Annotated in this window: 19 protein-coding genes; 17 read left to right on the forward strand and 2 right to left on the reverse strand. The window is 60.2% G+C overall.

Annotation, left to right across the window (positions count from 1 at the left end; translation table 11 throughout):
* Positions 1 to 7: 7 nt before the first annotated feature.
* A complete protein-coding gene (locus FIU92_RS22175) occupies positions 8 to 1,462 on the reverse strand; it encodes an NAD-dependent succinate-semialdehyde dehydrogenase (protein WP_235872047.1) in 1,455 nt (484 codons plus the stop codon).
* Positions 1,463 to 1,633: 171 nt separating this feature from the next.
* On the opposite strand from FIU92_RS22175, the gene FIU92_RS22180 reads away from it, so the two are divergent.
* The 15 genes from FIU92_RS22180 to FIU92_RS22250 all read left to right on the forward strand — a co-directional run bounded on the left by FIU92_RS22180 (position 1,634) and on the right by FIU92_RS22250 (position 19,529).
* Complete coding sequence (locus FIU92_RS22180) at positions 1,634 to 2,428, forward strand: IclR family transcriptional regulator (RefSeq protein ID WP_009804224.1); 795 nt, start codon at positions 1,634 to 1,636, stop codon at positions 2,426 to 2,428.
* 15 nt (positions 2,429 to 2,443) lie between these two features.
* On the forward strand, positions 2,444 to 3,604 hold the full coding sequence (locus tag FIU92_RS22185; protein WP_007120593.1) for an acyl-CoA dehydrogenase family protein: 1,161 nt from the start codon (positions 2,444 to 2,446) through the stop codon (positions 3,602 to 3,604).
* Between the two features lie 18 nt (positions 3,605 to 3,622).
* On the forward strand, positions 3,623 to 4,777 hold the full coding sequence (locus tag FIU92_RS22190) for an iron-containing alcohol dehydrogenase (RefSeq protein WP_007120592.1): 1,155 nt from the start codon (positions 3,623 to 3,625) through the stop codon (positions 4,775 to 4,777).
* Positions 4,777 to 5,979, forward strand: coding sequence for a CaiB/BaiF CoA-transferase family protein (locus tag FIU92_RS22195; RefSeq protein ID WP_007120591.1), 1,203 nt, complete (start codon positions 4,777 to 4,779; stop codon positions 5,977 to 5,979). The genes FIU92_RS22190 and FIU92_RS22195 overlap by 1 nt, the downstream gene beginning before the upstream one ends.
* Before the next feature lie 52 nt (positions 5,980 to 6,031).
* Positions 6,032 to 6,913 (forward strand): AraC family transcriptional regulator, encoded by an 882-nt coding sequence (locus tag FIU92_RS22200; protein WP_232272173.1) that lies wholly within the window; start codon positions 6,032 to 6,034, stop codon positions 6,911 to 6,913.
* 73 nt (positions 6,914 to 6,986) lie between these two features.
* Positions 6,987 to 7,445, forward strand: coding sequence for a thioesterase family protein (locus FIU92_RS22205; protein WP_007120589.1), 459 nt, complete (start codon positions 6,987 to 6,989; stop codon positions 7,443 to 7,445).
* 149 nt (positions 7,446 to 7,594) lie between these two features.
* Positions 7,595 to 9,766 (forward strand): ParB/RepB/Spo0J family partition protein, encoded by a 2,172-nt coding sequence (locus FIU92_RS22210; protein WP_009804227.1) that lies wholly within the window; start codon positions 7,595 to 7,597, stop codon positions 9,764 to 9,766.
* Between the two features lie 126 nt (positions 9,767 to 9,892).
* Positions 9,893 to 10,273 carry a DUF3768 domain-containing protein gene (locus FIU92_RS22215; RefSeq protein WP_009804228.1) on the forward strand — a complete coding sequence of 127 codons (381 nt, stop codon included), beginning with the start codon at positions 9,893 to 9,895 and terminating at the stop codon, positions 10,271 to 10,273.
* Positions 10,274 to 10,389: 116 nt separating this feature from the next.
* On the forward strand, positions 10,390 to 10,686 hold the full coding sequence (locus tag FIU92_RS22220) for a hypothetical protein (RefSeq protein WP_009804229.1): 297 nt from the start codon (positions 10,390 to 10,392) through the stop codon (positions 10,684 to 10,686).
* An 80-nt stretch (positions 10,687 to 10,766) separates the two neighbouring features.
* Positions 10,767 to 11,150, forward strand: coding sequence for a DUF6878 family protein (locus tag FIU92_RS22225; RefSeq protein WP_009804230.1), 384 nt, complete (start codon positions 10,767 to 10,769; stop codon positions 11,148 to 11,150).
* A gap of 1 nt (position 11,151) precedes the next feature.
* Positions 11,152 to 11,628 carry a hypothetical protein gene (locus FIU92_RS22230; protein ID WP_037930962.1) on the forward strand — a complete coding sequence of 159 codons (477 nt, stop codon included), beginning with the start codon at positions 11,152 to 11,154 and terminating at the stop codon, positions 11,626 to 11,628.
* Between the two features lie 105 nt (positions 11,629 to 11,733).
* Positions 11,734 to 12,363 (forward strand): hypothetical protein, encoded by a 630-nt coding sequence (locus tag FIU92_RS22235; protein WP_037931030.1) that lies wholly within the window; start codon positions 11,734 to 11,736, stop codon positions 12,361 to 12,363.
* 515 nt (positions 12,364 to 12,878) lie between these two features.
* Entirely contained in the window at positions 12,879 to 17,276 is a 4,398-nt protein-coding gene (locus FIU92_RS22240) for a strawberry notch-like NTP hydrolase domain-containing protein (protein ID WP_040609075.1), read from the forward strand.
* Positions 17,273 to 18,319, forward strand: coding sequence for a toprim domain-containing protein (locus tag FIU92_RS22245; protein WP_008335668.1), 1,047 nt, complete (start codon positions 17,273 to 17,275; stop codon positions 18,317 to 18,319). The genes FIU92_RS22240 and FIU92_RS22245 overlap by 4 nt, the downstream gene beginning before the upstream one ends.
* 298 nt (positions 18,320 to 18,617) lie before the next feature.
* Positions 18,618 to 19,529, forward strand: a complete 912-nt coding sequence (locus FIU92_RS22250; protein ID WP_009804234.1) for a DUF2493 domain-containing protein — start codon at positions 18,618 to 18,620, stop codon at positions 19,527 to 19,529.
* Between the two features lie 8 nt (positions 19,530 to 19,537).
* On the opposite strand, the gene FIU92_RS22255 is transcribed toward FIU92_RS22250, so the two are convergent.
* A complete protein-coding gene (locus FIU92_RS22255; protein WP_008335665.1) occupies positions 19,538 to 19,831 on the reverse strand; it encodes a DNA-binding transcriptional regulator in 294 nt (97 codons plus the stop codon).
* Positions 19,832 to 19,960: 129 nt separating this feature from the next.
* Here FIU92_RS22255 and FIU92_RS22260 point away from each other — a divergent pair, with 129 nt between their 5' ends.
* Positions 19,961 to 21,124: an ATP-binding protein gene (locus tag FIU92_RS22260; RefSeq protein WP_008335662.1), complete on the forward strand. Its 1,164-nt coding sequence runs from the start codon at positions 19,961 to 19,963 to the stop codon at positions 21,122 to 21,124.
* A gap of 555 nt (positions 21,125 to 21,679) precedes the next feature.
* Positions 21,680 to 22,018: a DUF736 family protein gene (locus tag FIU92_RS22270; RefSeq protein ID WP_008335659.1), complete on the forward strand. Its 339-nt coding sequence runs from the start codon at positions 21,680 to 21,682 to the stop codon at positions 22,016 to 22,018.
* The last annotated feature ends 209 nt before the right edge of the window (positions 22,019 to 22,227 follow it).

The following is a 22,227-nucleotide window of genomic DNA, read 5'->3' on the forward strand; positions in this document are numbered from 1 at the left end:
GGCATCCTCACAGCACTGGCGCGCGATTGCGCGAGATAAATTTGGTAATGAGATAGCCTTCGAAGGTTTCCGTCCCGCCTTCAGTCCCATAGCCGCTGTCTCTCACGCCTCCAAACGGAGTCTCGGGCAGAGCGAGGCCGAACTGGTTGATGCTTACCATACCTGCCTGCAAACCCGCAGCTGCTTTATCTGCACGCTCTAACGAATTGGTAAAGACATAGGACGCCAGCCCGAAGGGTAGCCCGTTGGCCCGCGACAGTCCGTCCTCTATGTCACGAAAAGACGAGACGACAGCAATCGGGCCGAAGGGTTCTTCGCGCATCAAGTCAATGTCGTCGTTGGGCGTATCGACGATTGTCGGGGCATAGAAGTTACCATGATTTCCAAGCCTTTTGCCTCCCGTCAACACCCGTGCGCCGTTTTCGCGGGCATCCTCGACGAGCTTTTCCATCGCATTCACGCGTCCGCGATGACACAATGGCCCCATCTGTGTGCCCTCGGTTAAACCATCGCCCACCTTTACGCTCTCAAATGCTGAAACTAGCTCGGACAGAAATCGGTCGTAGATGCCTTGTTGTACGTAAAACCGGGTTGGGGCGATGCACACCTGGCCTGCATTGCGCAGCTTGTTGCCCGCCAAGGCGCGCGCCGCGGCCGTGGCATCGGCGTCGTCGAACACCAATACGGGCGCGTGACCGCCGAGTTCCATCGTCGCCCGCTTCATGTGGCGGCCAGCCAATTCTGCCAGATGCTTGCCCACCTCGACCGAACCGGTGAAGGTGATCTTGCGCACCTCGGGGCGCGCAATAAGAGTTTCCGAAATGAAGGCCGCATTACCCCAGACAAGGTTCAGACAGCCTTCGGGCAAGCCTGCATCCAGCAGATAGCGCGCAATTGCCATGCAGCCCGCCGGAGCCTCTGCCGGGGCTTTCAAGATCATCGTGCAACCTGACGCAAGCGCCGCCGCGACCTTGCGTACCGCTTGGCTCAGCGGAAAATTCCAAGGCGTGATGGCAAGGCAGACGCCTATCGGTTCGCGCACGACAAGCTGCTGTACCCCCGGGCTGCGCGATGGAATGATGCGCCCATAAATGCGCCGACATTCCTCGGCGTGCCAGTCGACGTGGTCAGCTGAGGCGCGGACCTCAGCCAAGGCCTCAGCCAGCGGCTTGCCTTCATCGAGAGTGATCCAGCCAGCGATCAGTCTGTCATTTTGGCGCAGCAGGTCGGCAAACCGTCGCAAAATTGCACTTCGTTCCATGGGAGAGCTGTTTTTCCATCGGCGAAAAGCTGATTCGGCCGAGTGAACCGCATGGTCCAGATCTGCGGCGCTAGCCTGCGGAATCTGTCCGATAGTTTGCCCGTTTGCAGGGTTTATGACTGCACGATCCTCCGGCGTGGGAGAAGCGATCCAGTCCCGTCCGATGAGGTGCTGGATGGTCGGATAATTCATTTCTTTCATGGCGTTATGCCCTCGCTCAGTTGTGTCATCCGCAGGATCCGGCACGAAGGGGACCAGATGGACGACTTTAGTTTTCCGCATAGCGGAAAAGTTTACCACAGTATTGACGCGGACGTTATCGATCGTTTAGATGTGTTTCAAGACGCATAATTCTTCCCGAGGAGGGATGTCGTGAGACCAAGGAAAGACCGCACCAAGGACGCCGAGAGACAGGACCGCGATTTTGTCACGGCGTTGGCGCGCGGCTTGGAGCTGTTGCGGGCCTTTCGGCGGGAAGGGGAAGCTCTGGGGAATGGTGAGTTGGCCGAGCGCACTGGCCTGAGCAGATCGACGGTCTCCCGGCTGGCCTATACACTGAACAAGCTGGAATACCTCAGCTACGACCCGGATACAGCACGTTATCGACTGGCCCCTCCAGTGCTTTCGTTGGGTTTCTCCTGCCTTGCAGGGATTCCGCTGCGGCAACTGGCGAAGCCCTTTATGCAGGAGCTGGCTGATTACACAGGCATGCCGGTGGCCATGGCCAGTCGTGACCGGCTATCGATGGTCTATCTGGAGCGGTGCAAGGGCACTAATGCCGTCACGCTGGCGATCGAGGTTGGTGCCCATATTAAACTGGCCACGACCGCGGTTGGTCGCGCCTGCATAGCGGCGCACGACCCGGATGAGCGGGCCAGAATTCTGGCCCTTGTGGAGGAACATGAAGGCGACAACTGGCCGAATGTGCAGCCCGGAATCGAAGCAGCTATCGCAGACTACCAACAGCACGGTTACTGCACGTCCTTCACGGAGTGGAAACGTGATGTGAACGCTGTAGCGGTGCCCTTCGTGCCGAAGGACGGCTCACCCATTATTGCCTTCAACTGCGGTGGCCCTTCGCAAACCCTTACGCGCGACTGGATCGAAAGCGACGTCGCGCACCGCCTTGTCGATCTTGTCCGCCGCGTTGCGGCGGTCGCACCCTGAACAATAGAGAGCATCATGGCCCTTGATAAAGATACCCTTTCCCAGTTTCTCGACGCGCTCGACCGCTTCGTGAAAGAGCGACTAATCCCTTACGAGGATCGCGTCGCCGACGAGGATGTGATTCCGCCGATGCTGGTCGATGAAATCCGCATGATGGGCCTTTTCGGCATGTCGATCCCGGAAGATTTCGGCGGGCTCGGCTTGTCGATGATAGAGGAAGTGCAAGCCGCTTTCGTTCTTGGCCAGGCTTCGCCTGCGTTCCGGTCGCTAGTTGGCACCAACAACGGGATCGGCTCTCAGGGAATCATCATCGATGGAACCGACGAGCAGAAGGCGCAGTATCTACCAGCTCTCGCGTCCGGAGATATGATCGCATCCTTCGCCCTAACCGAGCCAGATGCTGGGTCGGATGCTGGCAGTCTGCGCACTACGGCGCGGCGTGACGGTAACGATTTCCTTCTGAACGGCACGAAACGCTACATTACCAATGCACCGCGTGCCGATCTATTCACGGTTTTTGCCCGGACCAATCCAGAGGCGGAAGGTTCTGCCGGCGTAAGCGCCTTTCTCGTCGAGGCAGGGACGCCAGGCATAACGCTTGGCCAGCCTGACAGGAAGATGGGGCAGAAGGGCTCGCACACATGCGACGTCATCCTTGACAATGTCCGCGTGCCTGCCGCGAACATTATCGGCGGGCCGGACCGTCTGAACAAGGGCTTTAAGACAGCAATGAAAGTCCTTGACCGGGGCCGACTGCATATTTCTGCCGTCTGTGTGGGCGCCGCCGAACGGCTGATCCGTGACAGCCTATCCTATGCGATGGAACGCAAACAATTCGGTGAACCCATCGCTGAAAAGCAACTGATCCAAGCCATGCTGGCTGACAGTCGCGCCGAGGCCTTCGCAGCGCGTTGCATGATCGAAGAAACAGCACGCCGCAAGGACGCTGGTCAGAACGTGTCGACTGATGCTGCCTGCTGCAAGATGTTTGCCAGTGAGATGGTAGGTCGAGTGGCCGATCGCGCAGTGCAAATCCACGGCGGTGCAGGATACATGGCCGAATATGCGGTCGAGCGCTTCTATCGCGATGTGCGTCTCTTCCGCATCTACGAGGGGACAACCCAGATTCAGCAAATACTGATCGCGCGGAATATGATCCGCACTGCAGCAGCTTAACAGGAGCGAAGACAAACTATGGACTTCAATTTCCTTTCCACCCCGAGGATCGTCTGCGAGAGCGGTGGGCTTGGCCGGATCGGCAGCCTGATGCAAGATTTGTCTTGCACCCGTGCGCTGGTCGTGACGGACCCGGGCATATTGGCCTGTGGTTTTGCGGACGAGGCAGCCGCCTCACTTAGGGCTGCTGGCATCGAGGTTGAGATTTTTCATAAAGTCGAAGCGGACCCCCCGATCGCTGTCGTCGAGGCCGCGGTAGAGGTCGCGCGGGCCTTTGGTGCTGACGGAATCATCGGACTTGGCGGCGGCAGTTCACTGGACACTGCCAAGGTCATCGCAGCGGCGGTAGCCAACGATCAACCGATTACGGACATGATCGGGATTAATCAGGTCACCGATAAACGCTTGCCACTGATCCAGGTGCCAACCACGGCAGGGACCGGATCAGAGGTAACATGGGTGTCCGTGCTGACTTCGGAAAGCCACGAAAAAAAAGCGGTATATGCACCGCAGCTTCTGCCTGACGTTGCCTTGCTAGATGCAAAGCTAACATTGGGAATGCCTCGTCACATCACAGCGGCCACGGCGTTAGACGCAATGGTTCACGCCATTGAGGCAGTAACCAGTCGCACCAGAAAGAATCCCATTTCCGATGGAATGGCGGACAAAGCGCTGGTGCTTCTCGGTCAGAACTTACCAATCGTCATGGAAACGCCTTCGGACCTGTCAGCGCGAGAGGCCATGCTGTTGGGGGCGACACTGGCTGGGATGGCCTTCATTAATGCCAGCGTGGGGGCGATTCATGCCTTGTCATACCCACTTGGAACAGGTTTCAAGGTTCCTCACGGGCACGCAAACGCTCTGGTCGCAGGACCAGTGATGAGGTTCAACATGCCCGTTGCAGAAGCTGAATATGCTCGTCTATCGCGGTTACTACTGCCCTCGCGGCCTTTCAACTCTGATGCGGCTGCGGCCCATGGCCTGATCGACGAGATGGAACGGATGCTAGTCGAAAGCGGACTTGAGTCTCGACTTTCTGGTGTCGGAGTGACCGAGGCAGCCATTCCCGGAATGGCTAATGAGGTCGTGACCGGTATCACGCGATTGCTGGAGACCAACCCGCGCGACATGACAGCCGAAGATGTGTCGCGCCTCTATCAGGAGGCGCTTTGATGGCTGGCTCATTGGACGGGATCAAGGTGGTCGACCTCAGCCGCGTGCTGGGCGGGCCTTACTGCACCCAAATGCTTGCGGATCATGGCGCTGAGGTCATCAAGGTGGAGCCGCCTCTGGGCGACGAGACCCGCAGTTGGGGCCCGCCTTTCAATGATGAACTCAGCGCTTATTTCTCTGGCGCCAACCGCAACAAGCGGTCCATCGCTATCGATCTGCAGCAACCGGAAGGGCGCGACCTGATTTTGCGGTTTCTTCAGGATGCGGATGTTTTAGTTCACAATTTTAAGTCTGGTACTCTTGAAAAATGGGGGCTTGGTTATGCTGATGTTCTCAGGGCACGTTTTCCTAGACTGGTACTCTGCCATGTGACTGGATTTGGTTCCGATGGCCCACTTGGCGGTTTTCCCGGCTATGACGCCGTGGTACAAGCTATGACGGGCCTCATGAGCATCAACGGCAATCCCTCCGAAGGCCCGACACGCATGGGTACGCCCATCGTGGACATCGGCACCGGTCTGATCGCCTGTAACGCTATTCTCGCCGCACTTTTGGAACGGGGCCGGTCCGGATTGGGCCAAGCCATCGAAGTGCCGCTATATGATTGCGCGATCAGCATGATGCATCCCCAAGCGGCTAATTCCCTCATGTCCGGACAGATACCAATGGCGACCGGCAATGGGCATCCAAATATCGTACCATACGACATGTTCGAAACAAGTAATGGCAAACTCTATCTGGCTATCGGTAACAATGGTCAGTTCGCAAAACTCTGTGACGTGCTTGGCCTACCTGAGGTGCCCTGCGATCCACGATTTGCCGACAATGCCGCGCGTCTTGCGCATCGGTCAGAGATGACAGAGGTCTTGTCAGAGTGCCTGGTGCAACATGACGCCTTCAAACTTGAGCCGGTGCTTTTGAAAGCTGGGATTCCCGCCGGAGTCGTTCGGAATGTGAATGAAGCGTTGGAGCATCCACACACCCGACATCGCGGCATGGTGGTATCAGTTGGCACCTACCGCGGCACCGGCGTGCCAGCACGCTTGTCGCGTACCCCCGGAGCGGTTCGCGCGGCACCGCCTCGCTTCGGGCAGCATAGTAGGGAGTTGCTTAGCGAGGCTGGACTGACAGAAGCTGAAATCGATAGATTGACTCAAGCGAATATCGTTCGAGAAGAACCGCGGATGCGCGAGACGACCTAAGCCGAAATTTCAGCTCAAGCGGACGATCGTGAAAAAGTTCAGGGAGGCCAAGATGGAAAGACTGCTCATATCACCGGACCGGATACCCGAATGGATTCCCGGCACGACTACGTTGGACAGTTCCGGGTGCAACTGGAACGGCATTACCCTGAAGGGCTATCGTTATGAGCGACAAGACGCGGCAATTCCCCCCATGCGCGACTATATGATTGTTGCATATGATGGCGCGCCAACCACTATGCGCCGCACGAGTGGCGGCCCATGGCAAAGCGCGCGCGTAGAGAAAGGTAGGATTTCCTTGCTCACGCGTGCAGAGGAATCCACTTGGAGTTGGTCCGAGCCTATCACGGTTAGACACGTCTATCTCAGTCACAGTGAACTCGAAAACACGGCCCTTTCGGTCTTTGATCGTGACCCGAAGTCCATTGAGATCAATGATTGTCTGTCTGCGAAGGACCCCTGTATCCTGAACTGCATCCAATTGCTAGAGAATGAGCTAAAGAACGGTGGAATCGGCCAGAGATTGATCATCGACGCCCTGCGCATCCAGATCGCCGTTCACCTTCTGCGTCAGTACGCCAAGGTCTCTTTGACCAGCGACGCAAACTCGAACTTCAGCCCTGCTCAAAGGCAGAGAATCATCGATCTCGTTGAAAGCTGCTTAGGTGAAAACCTCAGTCTGGAAGACATGGCCGCATCTATCGGTTTCAGCCAGTTTCACTTTTCGCGTCAGTTCAAGGCGGAGTTTGGGTTGGCACCGTATGCATATGTTTTGCGCAAGCGAATATCGAAGGCCCAGGAGATGCTGAGAAAGGGTAATGCCCCCCTGAAAGTGGTCGCGCTTGACTGCGGTTTTGCAGATCAGAGTCATTTTAGTCGAACTTTTCGAAAAATGACAGGCGCGACCCCCGCCGAATTCCGGCGCATGGCATAATGACCGGAAAACTATTCCTTCCTATCGCTGTCACGCACCAGAGACAAAGAAATGTTGAGCCCGTAACGCTGCAATGAATGTACCAGAAACAGAATTTAAACCACGATTTGCCTTCGAACGCAGGATTTTCTTTGGCGACTGTGACCAGCTGGGAATCGCCTTTACTGGCCGGATTACGAATTTCGCGCTGGAAGCGATCGAGACTTTCTGGGACGATTTGCTTTCAGGCCGGGGCTGGCTTTTTCTACTCACGGAAAGAAACACGGCCATGCCTTTTGTCTCTATGGACCTACAATTCCATGCGCCGGTGAAAGCAGGCGCGAACCTAGCATGCGAGGTCTATGTGGTCCATGTCGGGGAAAGTTCAGTTGGTCTAAAAGTTGTCGGCCGTCAGCATGACTTGATTTGCTTCGAATGCGAAACGAAGTCAGTTTTCCGAGATGCTTCAACATTTGGTAAAGTCAAAATTGAAAGCTCAATTCGGCAGATTTTGCTCGCGGAAGTGGGTTCGGAAAATCAAACAGTGAGCTAGGCCTGTAGGCTTTGGAGACAGCAAAGCCTGTGCAAAACGATCTCATGTAAGGGAACACAAGAAAAAGCCAGAGAAAGGGAAGCCCGGGTGCCGGGCTTGAAAGGATAGAGAGAGGCTCTTCCGGGTCCGGCGTGACAAGGACCCTGACCATGGCCAAGACCACAACCCGCCCGAAACCCGCCACTGCGAAGAAAACCGAAGCCACTGAGTTGTCCGTGCCTGGCGGCGGGACCGACATCCGGATGATCCCGCTCGACCAGTTGGAGCCGAGCCCGCTCAACGTTCGAAAAGTTGCGGCCAGCGCCAGCGACGATGCTGAGCTCCTCGTCAGTATCCGCGAGACCGGAATTAAACAGAATCTGGTGGTTCATGCGCTGTCAGAGACACGTTTTGCAGTCGATGCCGGCGGTCGTCGCCTCAAGGCGCTGAAGCAGCTCGCTGAGGACAGCGTCATCCCCGCCGATCACCCCGTGCCCTGCCTCGTCGATGATAAGCGCAACGCCATCCTTACTTCTGCAACTGAAAACCTCCAGCGCGCGGCGATGCACCCCGCCGACCAGTTCGAGGCTTTTGAGGCGATGATCGCCGAGGGCCGCAGCGAAGACGAGATCGCGCTCAAATTCGGCGTCTCCGTCGACCTGGTGCGCCGCCGCCTCAAACTCGCCCGTGTCGCGCCCGAGATCATCGAGCAGTTCCGCGCGGGTGATCTGACCCTTGAATGCGTGATGGCTTTCACACTGACCGACGACCATGATCGCCAGCTGGCGGTCTGGAACGCAGTGAAGGGCGGCTATCACATCCATCCGCAAAGCATCAAACGCCATCTTACCGAGACCGCCCATTCGGCGAACTCGGCCATCGGGCGCTTTGTCGGCATTGAGGCCTATGAGGCGGCGGGTGGTGTTCTGCTGCGCGATCTCTTCGACGACCGCGCCAGCGCCCATATGGAGAACCCCGAACTCCTAGAGCGTCTCGCCATCGAAAAGCTGCAGGCTGCGGCGAAAACCTTCGAGGGAACGTGGAAATGGGTCGAGGTGCATCTCTCGGTGGATTACGGCGCGTTTCGCAGCTTCGGGCGGGTCTATCCGCAGGACATCGACCCCGATCCGGACCTGCTCACCGAAGAAGAACGTCTCATTGCGCGCGAGGAAGAACTGGCGGCGAAGAATGACGGCGAGGACTGGACGGACGCGGAGACGGAAGAATATTATGCCATCGAGCCGCGCCTGCGCGAGATCGAGGCCCTGCAACGCGAACGGCAGCCTTACGCGGACGAAGATCGTGCCATCGCGGGCGTGGTTCTGACCATCGGTCATGACGGCGCGCTGCGTGTCGAGAAAGGCCTCGTGCGGCCAGAAGATATCCCCGCTGCGGTCGTCCCGAGCGAAAATAGTGCTGACGCGGGTGATGCCCCGTCTCCTGTCCGCCCGAACGTGACGCCGCCAACCTCCTCGACACCGGTGCCCACCTCCGACCCGGCCGCGACCTTGCGCAAGGCGAACGGGATTTCGGCGAGCCTCGCCGACGATCTGCGCGCGACGCGTCAGCATATCCTTCGGGCGCATCTGGCGGCGGATTTCGAGGTGGCGTTCGATGCGATGCTCTACGCGCTCTGCGAGCAGGCTCTGGGGCGGTCCTACAACAACGAGGCGCTCGATATCTCGATCCGGCCCTTCCAGGCGCAGAACCGCGAGGTGCTGCATTCGGATACTGTTGCCCAGAAGATGCTCGAGGCGCTGGAGCAGGGCCTCGCCACCGACTGGATTACGCTGGAGAAGCCCGAAAACTTCCGGGCGATGTCGGCGCTGCCCATTGCCGCCAAGCAGGCGCTTTTCGCCTGGGCGACGGGTCTGGCAGTCAAGCCGCAGCTTTCCTCCGACAATCGCCCCTCCCCGATCATCGAGGAGATCGGCGCGCGTCTTGACGTCGATGTGGCGGCCTGCTGGCGCCCGACTGCTCAGAATTACTGGGGTCGGGTCAACAAGGGGCATGCGGTCGCTACCGCGCGCAAGCTCATTGGCGACGATTACGCCGAAGATCGCAATCGCGAGCGTAAGGGCGATATCGCGGCCGCGATGGAGCGGGCCTTCGCGGAAACGGCCGGCGAGACGGAAGGGTTCGACGCCGCAACGGTTGTCAGGACGACGCGCTGGCTGCCCGACGGGATGGTGTTTGCCGGTGCGGCGGAGGCTGTTGCCGACATGGCAGGCGAAGCGCCGGAGACCGAGGAGGGGGATGTGTCCGCCGAAGATTCTCTGAGCGACGCCGAGAGCGATGAACCGTCGTCCTTGCCCGCCTTCCTCAGCGAGGATGCGGCTTGACGAGCCGCACGCTGACCTGATCACGACATGAGCCTTGGGCCGTCCTCACATCGAGGGCGGCCCTTTCCGGCTGACGGGTTACCAACAGCCGATATCGGATCGGCGGGCCCGTCCCGGAGATATCCCATGACCACCACACTTGACCTCGATCCCGTTAAGGAAGCCGCACTCGTCGCTTCGCAGAATGACGCCTTTCGTCGCTCTATCCTTGGCAATATCCTCGTCACCGATGCCCCGCAGGGCCAGTTCGTGATGACCCGTGGCGTTGCAGCGCTTGGGCCCGATGCCCAGCTTGCTCTCACCCGCAGCGTGGCTTCATTTGACGCGTTCAACGCTGACAGCGACCCGCAAGGATGGCACGAGATGGGCGTCATCGACCTCGACGGCACGAAGGTCTGGTTCAAGATCGACCTGTACGACGTCGACTACACCTATGGCTCGCCTGAGCCCTCCGATCCTGATCAGACGCGCCGGGTCCTGACCCTGCTTCTGCCGTCGGAATACTGACGCCCCTTTTTCACCGACATCGCCACGGATCGCCCTTGCACAAAGGGCGGTCCTTTCGGGCTGGCGGGTTCCAAGGGGCGCGATGATCGTGTCCGGCCTGCCGCAGGAGACCAGAGATGGCCAAGACACTCGACTACCAGATCACCCTCTATCCCGCACATCGCGATGGCGCCTTCGTCGTCACCCAGTTCCAGATGCTGGCGAACTACCCCGAAAAGCGCATCGAGGCCGCGGGCATGGATGATCTGATCGACCAAGTGACGCAGTTCGCGATGGAGCACGGCGAGAGCTGCAGCGCCTCGGTGCGCTGCCTCGCTCCGCGCAAACCGCCGGGGTTCAAGCGCGCGACCGAGAATTTGTATTTCAACCTGGTTGACCGGACGGCTGAGAAACGCGGCGACGCTGCGGCCTGAAGCCCCCCAAAGGAAACCTCCGGGGCGCGGCCTGCAAGACGGTCGCCCTCACCCTCCCTCAATTCCAAAGGACCGAAGATATGACACAAGCAAATGATTTCTACGCGCAGATGCTCGAAGCCCAGAGACGGGCAGCCGAACAGCGGGTCGAGACCCGCGCGGCGCTTCTCACCGAACTGCGCGGCCTCGGCGTGACCGGCCTCGACGTGCAATATGAAGGCTATGGCGATTCCGGCAATGTCGAGGAGGTCGTCGTGACGCCTGACACGATTACCCTGACAGAAGAGCTGCGGCGACGGGTCGAAGATTTCGGCTGGGACTTTGCCTATGCGCTGAGCCCTGGCTTCGAAAACAACGAGGGCGGCTATGGCGAATTGACCTGGGCGCTCGAGACGGACAAGATCGATGTCAGCCACTCGAACCGCTTCATCGAGACCGACACCACAGAACATGAGGGGCTCTGACATGGCACATCCTCTCCACCACGCCGAAAGCTCGGCCCGTAGATTTGGCGGTGTTCCAGATGATTACCAACATGTGCATGACTGGTTTGACTCATCTAAAGAGCACCTAGGTCTCTTTGTTCACAGAGCCCAAAAACATCATACGGTCGGGATTTATGATGCCGAGCGGGTGTTCGGTCGCAGCCTGATCAACAGCGCGGGCCGGGTCGTTCCGATCCGCTGGATCGGCGAGCAGCATGTGCGCGAAGACTGCCAGGGGCGTATCCCGTCACTGGCTGACTGGCTCGGACGCATACAACCCGAACCGTGGATGGCCAATGGCCGGATCGACAACGACCCGACGCAGATCGGCAGCGATCCGCGTGCGGCCTGGGTCCAGGCGGTTGCGGGTCACCAGACCATTCTTGGCTTTGAGGATTGGCTTCTCAAGGTCTCTGTCGAGCACGTCCAGCATCGCCAGAATCGCGCCGCCGCCTGATCCGCCGGGCGGCAAACTCACCAACCATCTGATCCCATCCAGATCGACCCGCCTGCGCCACAACCGGCTTGGCGGGTCGATTGCGTTTCGAGAAAGGACATGGACATGCAAGATCCCGTCTACGAGGAGGTCCACCAGGGCCACACGATCAAGATCTACCACGACCCCGACGCTGAGGACCCACGAGAGTGGTGCAACCTCGGTACGCTGATCTGCTGGCACCGCCGCTATCGGCTGGGTGACAGCCATCAGTACGACAGCCCTGAGGCGTTCCTGCGCGATCTTGCGGGCGTCTCGGATCAGAGCGATCTCTCGATGGATCGTCTGCGGGACCGCGCCGAGCGGAAGGCAATCATTCTGCCTGTGTTTCTCTATGACCATTCCGGTCTCGCGATGAACACCGTCGGGTTCCACTGCCCGTGGGATTCTGGGCAGGTCGGTTACGTCTACGTGACGCTCGAAGCGGTCCGAAAGGAATTCGGTGTAAAACGCGTGACCAAGGCCCTGCGCGAACAGGCTGTAGACATCTTACGTGGTGAGACCGCCGACTACGATTCTTACCTTGGTGGGCGTGTCTATGGTTACATCGTCGAACAGGGTGGCGAGGAGATCGACGCTTGCTGGGGGTTTGTTGGCGCCTATGAGACGCATTGTTTGCCGGAGGCGCGGAATGCCGTTCCTCGGTCCGATCCCCATGCGCCACCCGCGACCGGTGCATTGACCGCATATCCATAGAATAACTCGCCGCCACACACCGGAACTATGGGCAGCACCCGATCGCGGACATGCATTGCTGCATTGCAGAAAAGTCATAGCCCGCCCATTGTGCGACTGCAGCATTGCTCCTATGTTCGCTCTTGTGATCGGTTCTCTCCTCCTCCCTGAGCCGATCCGGAATAATCGGCGGCATCCACCTCCTCCCGGATGTCGCCTTTTTATTTGCAGATCCCCATTCTGAGCTCTTGCGATTTCTCCTCGTTGACCATTCGGTCCCCGAGCTTGCTGTGTGTCGGGTCCGTTTCGCTGGAGGTGCCCAAAATGCAGGCACGGCCGTGTCCCAGCAGCCTGGCATGGGTTTGCGCGACAACGCCCACAGCGTCATCCCCAGATTTTGTGGATAAGTTTTCGCTGCCAAGACTTCAGTTTTCGAGGCCATGAAAGAGTGAGAGACAGGGCGGGAGGGGTGACCCCTCCCGGGTGAGAGAGTGCACGCGGGGCTCGGGGCCAACCCTCAACCCCGGAGATTGCCGATGAACGCTCACCCCCATTCCGTCCAACTTGCAACCGAGCCCGAAGCCCCTGCCCTGCCGGATGCCCCACGCTTCGCCCAAAACCTGATGCAGGCTGCGAAAATCCTCGTCCCCGTTTTCGAGGCAGGCAGGTCCATCGACGCCGCCGCACTTCGCGCCGCGATGGAAGATGCTTGCGGTGCCAGTGACACAAGTGGTGCCTGGGTCTGGAAAGACGCCTATGAGGCGGCCGAGGTCGCCCAAATCCTTATACTCTCGCGCTACGGCGCGCTGATGCAGCGTCAGGCACTGTCGCCGCAGGCCTTCCTCACCATGATCGAACGTTTCACGGCTCTGGCCCCGTCTCACACGCGCCGCTCCGAAGACAGTATCCGTCTGCAACAGTTTTCCACGCCTTTGCCCCTCGCGGCCATCGTCGCGCAGGCCGCCGGGTTTCGGGACGACGACCTGATGCTCGAGCCGTCGACGGGCACGGGCATGCTGGCCATCTTTGCAAAGATCGCTGGTGCACGGTTGGCGCTGAATGAACTTGCCGACACGCGCCGCGCCCTACTGGGGCAGTTGTTCCCCGATGCCGCCGTATCTGACCACGATGCTGCCTCGATCGACGATCGTCTTGATCGCTCGATCACGCCCTCGGTCGTGGTGATGAACCCGCCGTTTTCCGCTGCCAACCATGTCGAGGGCCGGTTTAGGCAAGCGACCAGTCAGCATGTGCTTTCCGCCCTGGCACGCCTCGCGCCTGGTGGGCGGCTTGTCGTCATCACCGGCGAAAGCTTCCGTCCCTCTTTGAAATCCTTCCAGTCGACATTTCAGCGGATCGGCCAGAGCGCCGATGTCGTGTTTTCGGCCCCCATCGACGGCAAGGTCTTCGCACGGCATGGCACCACGATCGACACGCGGTTGACGGTAATCGATAAGCGCGCGGCTGGTGCTGAAGAGACCGCACCGGCTGATATTGACGCCGCCTATCATCCGATCTGCGCGACCACGAGTGATCTTCTCTCCGTAGTACTCGCCCATTGCCCGGAACGCCGCAGCCCCCCGCCCTGCCCCACCACATCGGCCCTTTCGGTCCCGTCTCAGCCGACCCGCACCAACCTCCACGCCCTGCGCAACGCAGCACGCAAAGAAACCCGTGCGCTCGCCGAGGAACGCGCGAAGCATCCGTTCGACGACATCGAGACGGCCCCGCTCGACTACTTGCCAAAAGCCTGGAGCGAACCCTATGGCACGTTGCAGGACACGGTCTACGAGGTCTATGACCTGCAGGCGATCCGGATCGACGGCGCGGCGGAGCATCCGACAGCACTTGTGCAATCCGCCGCCATGGCCTCGGTGCCGCCGCCCGTGCCGAGCTACCGCCCCGTTCTGCCGAAGACCCTCGTTCGAGACGGTCTCCTCTCTGCGCCGCAGCTCGAAAGCGTGATCTACGCGGGCAATGCACACGAGACGCATCTCAAGGGCTGGTTCAAGCGCGGCGAGATCGAAGGTCAGCTGATGGCAGCGTCTGAGGATGACGAAGGTGCCTTTCGCCTGCGCAAGGGCTGGTTCCTCGGCGATGGCACGGGCTGCGGCAAGGGCCGGCAGGTCGCGGGCATCATCCTCGACAATTGGCTGCAAGGACGACGCCGCGCGGTCTGGGTCTCGAAGAGCGACAAGCTCATCGAGGATGCGCGCCGCGACTGGATGGCGCTTGGGGGGCGTGAAAGCGATATCGTGCCGCTCTCGAAATTCCGCCAGGGGAGCGATATCCGTCTCCCAGAGGGCATCCTCTTCGTCACCTATGCCACCCTGCGTTCTGCTGAACGCGACGGGAAAGCCTCCCGCCTCGATCAGGTGACGTCCTGGCTTGGCGAGGGGTTCAACGGGGTCATCGCTTTCGACGAAAGCCACGCCATGGCGAATGCCGCCGGCGAAAAGTCCGACCGCGGCGACAAGAAGGCATCCCAACAAGGCCTTGCTGGCCTCGCGCTGCAAAATGCCGTTCCCGATGCCCGGGTGCTCTACGTCTCAGCGACCGGCGCGACGGTGGTCGGCAATCTCGCCTATGCCTCCCGTCTCGGGCTCTGGGGCACGGGTGATTTCCCTTTCGTGACGCGGGCCGAGTTCGTTGCCGCGATGGAGGCCGGGGGCATTGCTGCCATGGAGATGATCTCGCGCGATCTGAAGGCGCTCGGGCTCTATCTTGCGCGGTCCCTCTCCTATGCCGGGGTCGAATACGAAATGCTGGTGCATGAGCTGACGCCCGCACAGATCGCGATCTATGACAGCTATGCCGATGCCTACCAGATCATCCACACCAACTTGGAGGCCGCCCTTCAGGCCTCGGGTATTTCCTCCGAGACCGGTACGCTGAACCCCCAGGCGAAATCCGCTGCGCGCTCGGCCTTCGAGAGCAACAAGCAGCGTTTCTTCAATCATCTCATCACCGCCATGAAATGCCCTTCGCTCATCCATGCGATCGAAGCGGACCTGGCCGCGGGGCATTCGGCCGTGATTCAGGTGGTCTCGACCAGCGAGGCGGTGATGGAACGGCGCCTCGAAGAGATCCCGCCCTCGGAGTGGGACGACCTGCAGGTCGATTTTACGCCGCGCGAGAACATCATGGACTACCTCATGCACAGCTTCCCGACGCAGCTCTTCGAGCCCTACTCCGACGAGAACGGCGACCTACGCTCGCGTCCCGCCCTCGATGGTGATGGCAATCCGATTATCTGCCGTGAGGCGGAGCGGCGGCGGGATGAGCTTGTCGAGCATCTCGGTGCCCTTGCCCCGGTGCAGGGCGCGCTCGATCAGATCCTGTGGCATTTCGGGGGCGATGCGGTGGCCGAGGTCACGGGGCGCAAGCGGCGCATCGCGAGGACGCGTGAAGGGCGGCTCAAGGTCGAGAACCGAGCCGCCTCCTCCAACCTCGGCGAAACCCAGGCCTTCATGGATGACGCCAAGCGCATCCTGATCTTTTCTGACGCCGGTGGCACGGGGCGCAGCTACCACGCCGATCTTGGTGCAAAGAACCAGCGCCTCCGGGTGCATTACTTGCTTGAGCCTGGCTGGAAAGCCGACAATGCGATCCAGGGGCTGGGGCGTACCAACCGCACGAACCAAGCGCAGCCGCCGCTCTTTCGCCCCGTTGCCACAGACGTGAAGGGTGAGAAGCGGTTCCTCTCCACCATCGCCCGCCGCCTCGATACGCTCGGGGCCATCACCAAGGGGCAACGCGAGACGGGTGGGCAGAACATGTTCCGCGCCGAGGACAACCTCGAGAGCCCTTATGCACGAGCGGCGTTGCGGCAGTTCTTCTACAAGCTGCGCGCGGGCAAGATCGACGCCTGCTCCTACTCCAGGTTCCAGGAGATGACCGGGCTGACGCTCGATGAGGCGGATGGCACGATGAAGGAAACCCTGCCGCCGATCCAGCAGTTCCTGAACCGCTGCCTCGCGCTCCGCATCGACATGCAGGACGCGATCTTCGAGGCCTTCGGCGGGTTTCTTTCGGCGATAATTGAGGACGCGCGTCAGGCAGGCACCCTCGATGTCGGGCTAGAGACCCTGCGCGCCGAGAAGTTTGAGATCGTTGATCGCAAGGTCATCTTCGAGCATGAGGCGACGGGCGCGACGGCAACTGCGCTGACCGTGGAGCGTATCGATCGCAACGATCCGCTCACTCTGCCCCGCGTCAAAGCCATCTGCGCCGACACAAGAGGCGCGACGCTGTGCTGGAACAAGACCTCCAAACGCGCGGCCCTGATGGTGAAAGCGCCGGCCTTCATGGACGAGGATGGCGTGCCGATCTTGCGGGTGAAGCTCCTGCGGCCCATGGCGACCGAAATCCTCGCGCTGACCGAGTTCTCGAAGTCGCACTGGGAAGAGATCGATGATGCGATGTTCGAGCAGCTCTGGCAGGCCGAGGTCGACGCGGTGCCGGAGTTCACTACATCGAAGATCACGCTGATCTGCGGCCTCCTCCTGCCGATCTGGGACCGGCTGCCCGCCGACAACATGCGGATCTATCGTCTGCAGACCGAGGACGGGGAGCGCGCCATCGGCCGCTTGGTCAGCCAGGAACAGCTTCTCAATGTCTATGCGCGCCTTGGTCTCGACTGCCAGATTGAGATGACGCCGCAGGAGGTGTTCGGCGCGGTCATGGACGCGAAGACGACCCTCAGCCTGCTTGGGGGCTACCAGTTGCGTCGCTCTCTGGTCATGGGACAGCCGAGGCTCGAGCTGATCGGAGCGTCGGGCGCGGCACTGCCCGCATTGAAGGCCTTGGGCTGTTTCACCGAGGTGATCCAGTGGAAGACGCGGGTGTTCATCCCGGTGGATTGCACCGAGGTGCTGGCGCGGGTCCTTGCCGCGCATCCGGTTGGCGCAAGCGCAGCGGATGCAGCCGCATGAGCGCGCGGCGCAGCATCGCAGACCTCTCGGCTGATCTTGCAGACCGCGCCGAGAGTTTCTGCCGCCAGTATTTCCCCGAGGGGTCCAAGCAGGGCAACTATTGGCAGGTTGGCGACACTTCGGGCGCAAAGGGTCAGAGCCTCGCCATCCGGCTGCAAGCTCAGGGTGGGCGCAAAGCCGGATCTTGGACCGATTTCGCGACCGGTGAGTATGGCGATCTGATTGACCTGATGCATGAACGGCTTGGTTCGGTCACGCTCAAGGAAACGCTGAGGGAGGCCCGGTCCTTTCTCGGCGAGGCCCCCTGCCCTTCCTTACCTTGTGACACCCAAAGGGCTGAGTGCCCCGATGCTGCCTCTAGCAAACGCATTGCGCGGGCGCGGAAGCTCTTTGCCGCTGGCAAGCCGGTTCTCGGCACCTTGGCTGCCACCTATCTGCAGGGGCGCGGGATCACACGGCTGGGTCCGGCGCTGCGTTATCACCCGCGGGTTTTCCTGCGGCAGGGCGAGGACGACGCCGATCCGCCGCAAAGGGCCCCTGCCCTGCTCGCGAAGATCACCGACAATCGGGGCCAGATCACCGGCTGCGCACGCTTCTATCTCGACCCGTCCACCGGCGGTTTGGCCGAGATCGAGAGCCCGAAGCGGATCCTCGGACAGCTGCACGGCCATGCCATCCGCTTCTGGTCCGGCAAGGCGCGCAGCGATCTCATCGTCGGTGAAGGTCTCGAGAACACCCTCTCGGTCGGCACGGCTCTCTCCGAGTTTGACCTCGCCTCCTGTCTCACTGCCACCCATCTCGGCCTCTTCATCCCGCCGCCGGGGATCAAGCGTATCTGGATCGCGCGGGACAATGACGAAGCGGGACGAACCGCATCACTGAGACTGCGTAACCAACTGGAATCGCTTGGTATTGCCTGTGGTGGTCTCGTGCCAAACATGGGCGATTTCAACGACGATCTGCGGGCATTTGGCAAAGATGCGCTGCGCCGGTCGTTGCTTGAGGCCATGAAAGTACAAGGTCTGGAGATCGAGGACGGGTGAGCGCCAGCCCCATAAGTGACGTCCGACAGGGCAAAGGTTCCGCGGGTTCGATCTGAACCCGTTTGGAAAAGAGGAGCGATGGACCGGCGGGTCGGAGCAGAGTGCTCCTCGCCCGGACAGCAATGCGCCCCGCACCAGAAAATTCCCCTGAGCCTTCGGCTCATTCCTCGCGGGAGCAATTTTCCGGCCCTGGGCGCATTCTCCGCTGCGCTCCGATCCTGACGGATGCGGCCCGGTCGCCGCCGGTCCTGTTATCGCCCCATCCAAATCGGGTCAGATCAATCAGAGGAACCAGACAATGCCCCATCAGACAGACATCCCCGAGGAAACCGGCGTAACCTCCGCCATCCTCGACCACCTCGCACTTCATGGCGCAACACCAGGACCCGGCGAGACCGATCATCGCCCCCTGCCCCAGCCTGACGAGGTCGAGCTCGCCATGGCGACACTTTTCGACACCACTATCGGCCTCCTCACCGGCAGCCAGTTGGAAGACAATCTCGAAGAGATGCTCTGGTCCCTCACCTCGATCTTCCATCGCCGGCTTGCCCATATCCAGAAGCTTCTCGACGATAACGAATTCGAGGTCCGGGAAAGTTTGGCCATCCAGGACGGTTCCGAGGTCGCTTCGGTTGAACTGGAACGCCTCCAGTTGATCGGGCTTAAGCTCTGGGACCATCGCGACGCTTTCGAGCAGATGCGCGATCTGGCCGTGGACCACTTCTCGGCCGCCACCGGTTCACCCTGGCTGCCCCGCACCGGATCCAAGGTCTCGCATCGCGGTCTCACCTCCGCCGTGGTGGACAGCCGGGCCTATCTCTCGGCCAAGCGGCGCAAGGAGACCGAGGTTCACTGCCCCGAAGGCACGCGGATCGCCTTCTCGGGCGGGGACTATCACGCCTACGACCTGATCTGGTCCGTCCTCGATGCCACCCATGCGAAATACCCAGACATGATTCTTTTACACGGCGGCACACCAAAAGGTGCCGAGATGATCGCTGCCCGCTGGGCAGATACCCGTGGTGTCACGCAGGTGGCGTTCAAACCCGACTGGAAGAGCCATGGCAAGGCTGCCCCCTTCAAGCGCAACGACAAGATGCTCGAAACCATGCCACAGGGTCTGATTGCCACGCCCGGTTCGGGCATCACCGAGAACATCGTCGACAAGGCCCGCAAGCTCGGAATCCGCATCAAGAGGATCGGGGCTTAGGCCCCGGTTCACGCCCCGCGCAAGAGGTCCTGTACGACGGAAGGCTTCTTGGCGATCAATGCCAGCAGAACCTGTGCTGGGCCTGTCGGGTGCCGGCGCCCGTGTTCCCAGTTCAGGAGCGTACCTTTCGCGACGCCAATGCTCTTGGCGAACTCGGCCTGGGACAGGCCCGTCCGTTGCCGGACTTCGGCGACATCGACCTCCGCCACGGACACTTCATGCACTTTGGCGTCGGCCAAATCGCCATTCGCGAAGGCCAGAGCCTCTTCGAGGCCCTTGGATACAGATTTGAATGCACTCATTTTGCGTCGATGCTCCTTGGCCACGGCTGTTTTGCTGGGGCAGTAAGATACTTCGGCTTGAGCAACTAGCTATGGCCGTAGGTAAGATTAACCTTGCAAATCTTCCGTATCGTGGAGTAATTGCAAGGTATGTACAAACGCAAGACCCAACAATTCGTTCAGTCTTCCTTGGAGAGCCAAGCGGCTGTGGTCCTTCTCGGCCCCCGACAGGTCGGAAAGACAACACTTGCACTCGACATCGCATCAGAGCGCCCATCTGTCTATCTCGACCTTGAGCGTGAGGCGGACAGGCAAATCCTGACTGAACCAGATCTCTATCTGGACGAACAGGCGGGCAAACTCGTCATCCTCGACGAGGTGCAGCAGATGCCTGACCTCTTCAGAACCTTGCGCGGCCAGATCGATCAGCGTCGGCGGGCCGGGTTTCGGACGGGACAGTTCCTGCTATTGGGATCGGCTTCCAATATCCTCTTGCACCAAACGGCGGAATCCCTCGCCGGTCGTGTTCGATATGTTGAAATGCCCCCCTTGCAGCCTGACGAGGTGGGGGCCGATCAGTTGAACTTGCTCTGGCTGCGCGGCGGCTTTCCCGACAGCTTTCAGGCCGCGAGCGATCGGGCAAGTATGGACTGGCGTCTGGATTTCCTGCGCACCTATCTGGAGCGAGACATCCCTGCCCTCGGACCTCGGATTCCGGCAGCGACCTTGCGGCGGTTCTGGACGATGCTTGCGCATGTCCAGGGCGGCCTTCTGAACGCCGCGGCCCTTGCCGAGGGATTGGGCGTGTCCGGCCAGACCGTTGGGCGCTACCTCGATCTGCTCGTCGATCTCATGCTGGTGAGACGCCTGCAGCCCTGGCACGAGAATGTCGGCAAGCGTCTGGTGAAATCGCCAAAGGTCTATGTGAGAGACAGCGGCATCGTGCATGCGCTGTTGGGCATCGGCACGACAGAAGGCTTGCTCGGGCACCCGGTCGTCGGTGGCAGTTGGGAGGGGTTCTGTATCGAGGCGCTTCTTGCTGCCGCCCCTTTAGGCACCGAACCTTTCTTCTATCGCACTTCGGCCGGTGCTGAACTCGACTTGGTTTTGCGTTTGCCAAGCGGCGACATCTGGGCTGTTGAGATCAAACGGACGACTGCACCAAAGGTTTCGAGAGGATTTCACACAGGGGCCGAGGACATTGGAGCCAACCGAAAGCTCCTGGTCTATGCCGGTGAGCATGAGGTCCCCGTCGCGAAGGACATTCGAGCGTTACCACTGGCACATGCAATCGAGTTGTTGAGCGCGCTATGACCTCGTTTTTATCTCTGGCTCAGGACACTTCCATTGGTCTGAGGATAACAGCGACACGCGAAGAATCTCAGAGCCAGGTCTGGCCATTAGTCGGGCACCAGAGCGGATGAGTGTCTGGCAACTCGATGGTATCTGGACGCCTGCATCTCCGAATGCGAACGCAAACGCCCCTGTGATGCCACGGAAGGATGGGCGAATGCTCTGCCGTTGCCATCGATTTGTGATCTGACGGCTTTGGTCTTCGAAGAGTCTTGAAGTTTGGATGGACGAGAAGACAATCCCTACTCCTTGCGGCATCTCTCTCGTCTGTTCCCCTACTTTCCTTCATGGCCACCGCACTTCTCCCTTTGTCTGAGTTGCATGACATGCTGGTCGCAGCTGTCGTCCCGTCCACAAAGGTTGTCGCCGATCTTTTTCCCCTGACCCTGCGGGTCATTCCGCGCGGACCAAAAAGACCGGCGCCTGCCCCTCTCCGCTGCGCTCCGCCTTCGGTGTGGCCGGGCCTTGGCCAGCTGCAAGGTGACCATCATTGCAACGCAAACAAGGAGAAGAGCAATGACCACGAACTGCATCAAATTCACCAGCGCCGACATCGAAACCGCCAAGGGCGTCGGCTCCATCTCGACCCTGACCTTCGACCTCGACATCACGGTCGAACCCGTCGCGAGCTCGAACCCGATGGCCCCCACGCACCGCGTCCTCGGCCGCTCCCCGCGCGGCAAGTTGGTCGAGTGCGGCGGCATCTGGAAGAAGCAGAACAAGGAGACCGGCGCTGACTACTACACGCTGACCATCCGCGACCACGGCTTCAACGCCAACCTCGGCAAGGCCGCGAACCAGGACGATCTGTCCCTGCAGGCCGTCATCCCCTGGGGTCCCAAAGACGCCGCGTGACGGCTAAGGCCGGTCGGTTCTCCACCGACCGGCCCATCAAGACTCCAATCTTGAACGCGTTCAAGATTGGAGTTTTAGGGGTGGTGGAGCTTCTAAATAAGCGCCTGAAACTCATAGGCGCGTGGTATCTTTATTTTTCCTCCAAAACCGTGCTACCATAGAAGCAGAATCGAGTCGAACTCGGACCCAACCGAAGTCAGGGCTTAGGA

Origin of the sequence: Ruegeria sp. THAF33 (assembly GCF_009363615.1) — a bacterium.
Lineage (GTDB): Bacteria > Pseudomonadota > Alphaproteobacteria > Rhodobacterales > Rhodobacteraceae > Ruegeria.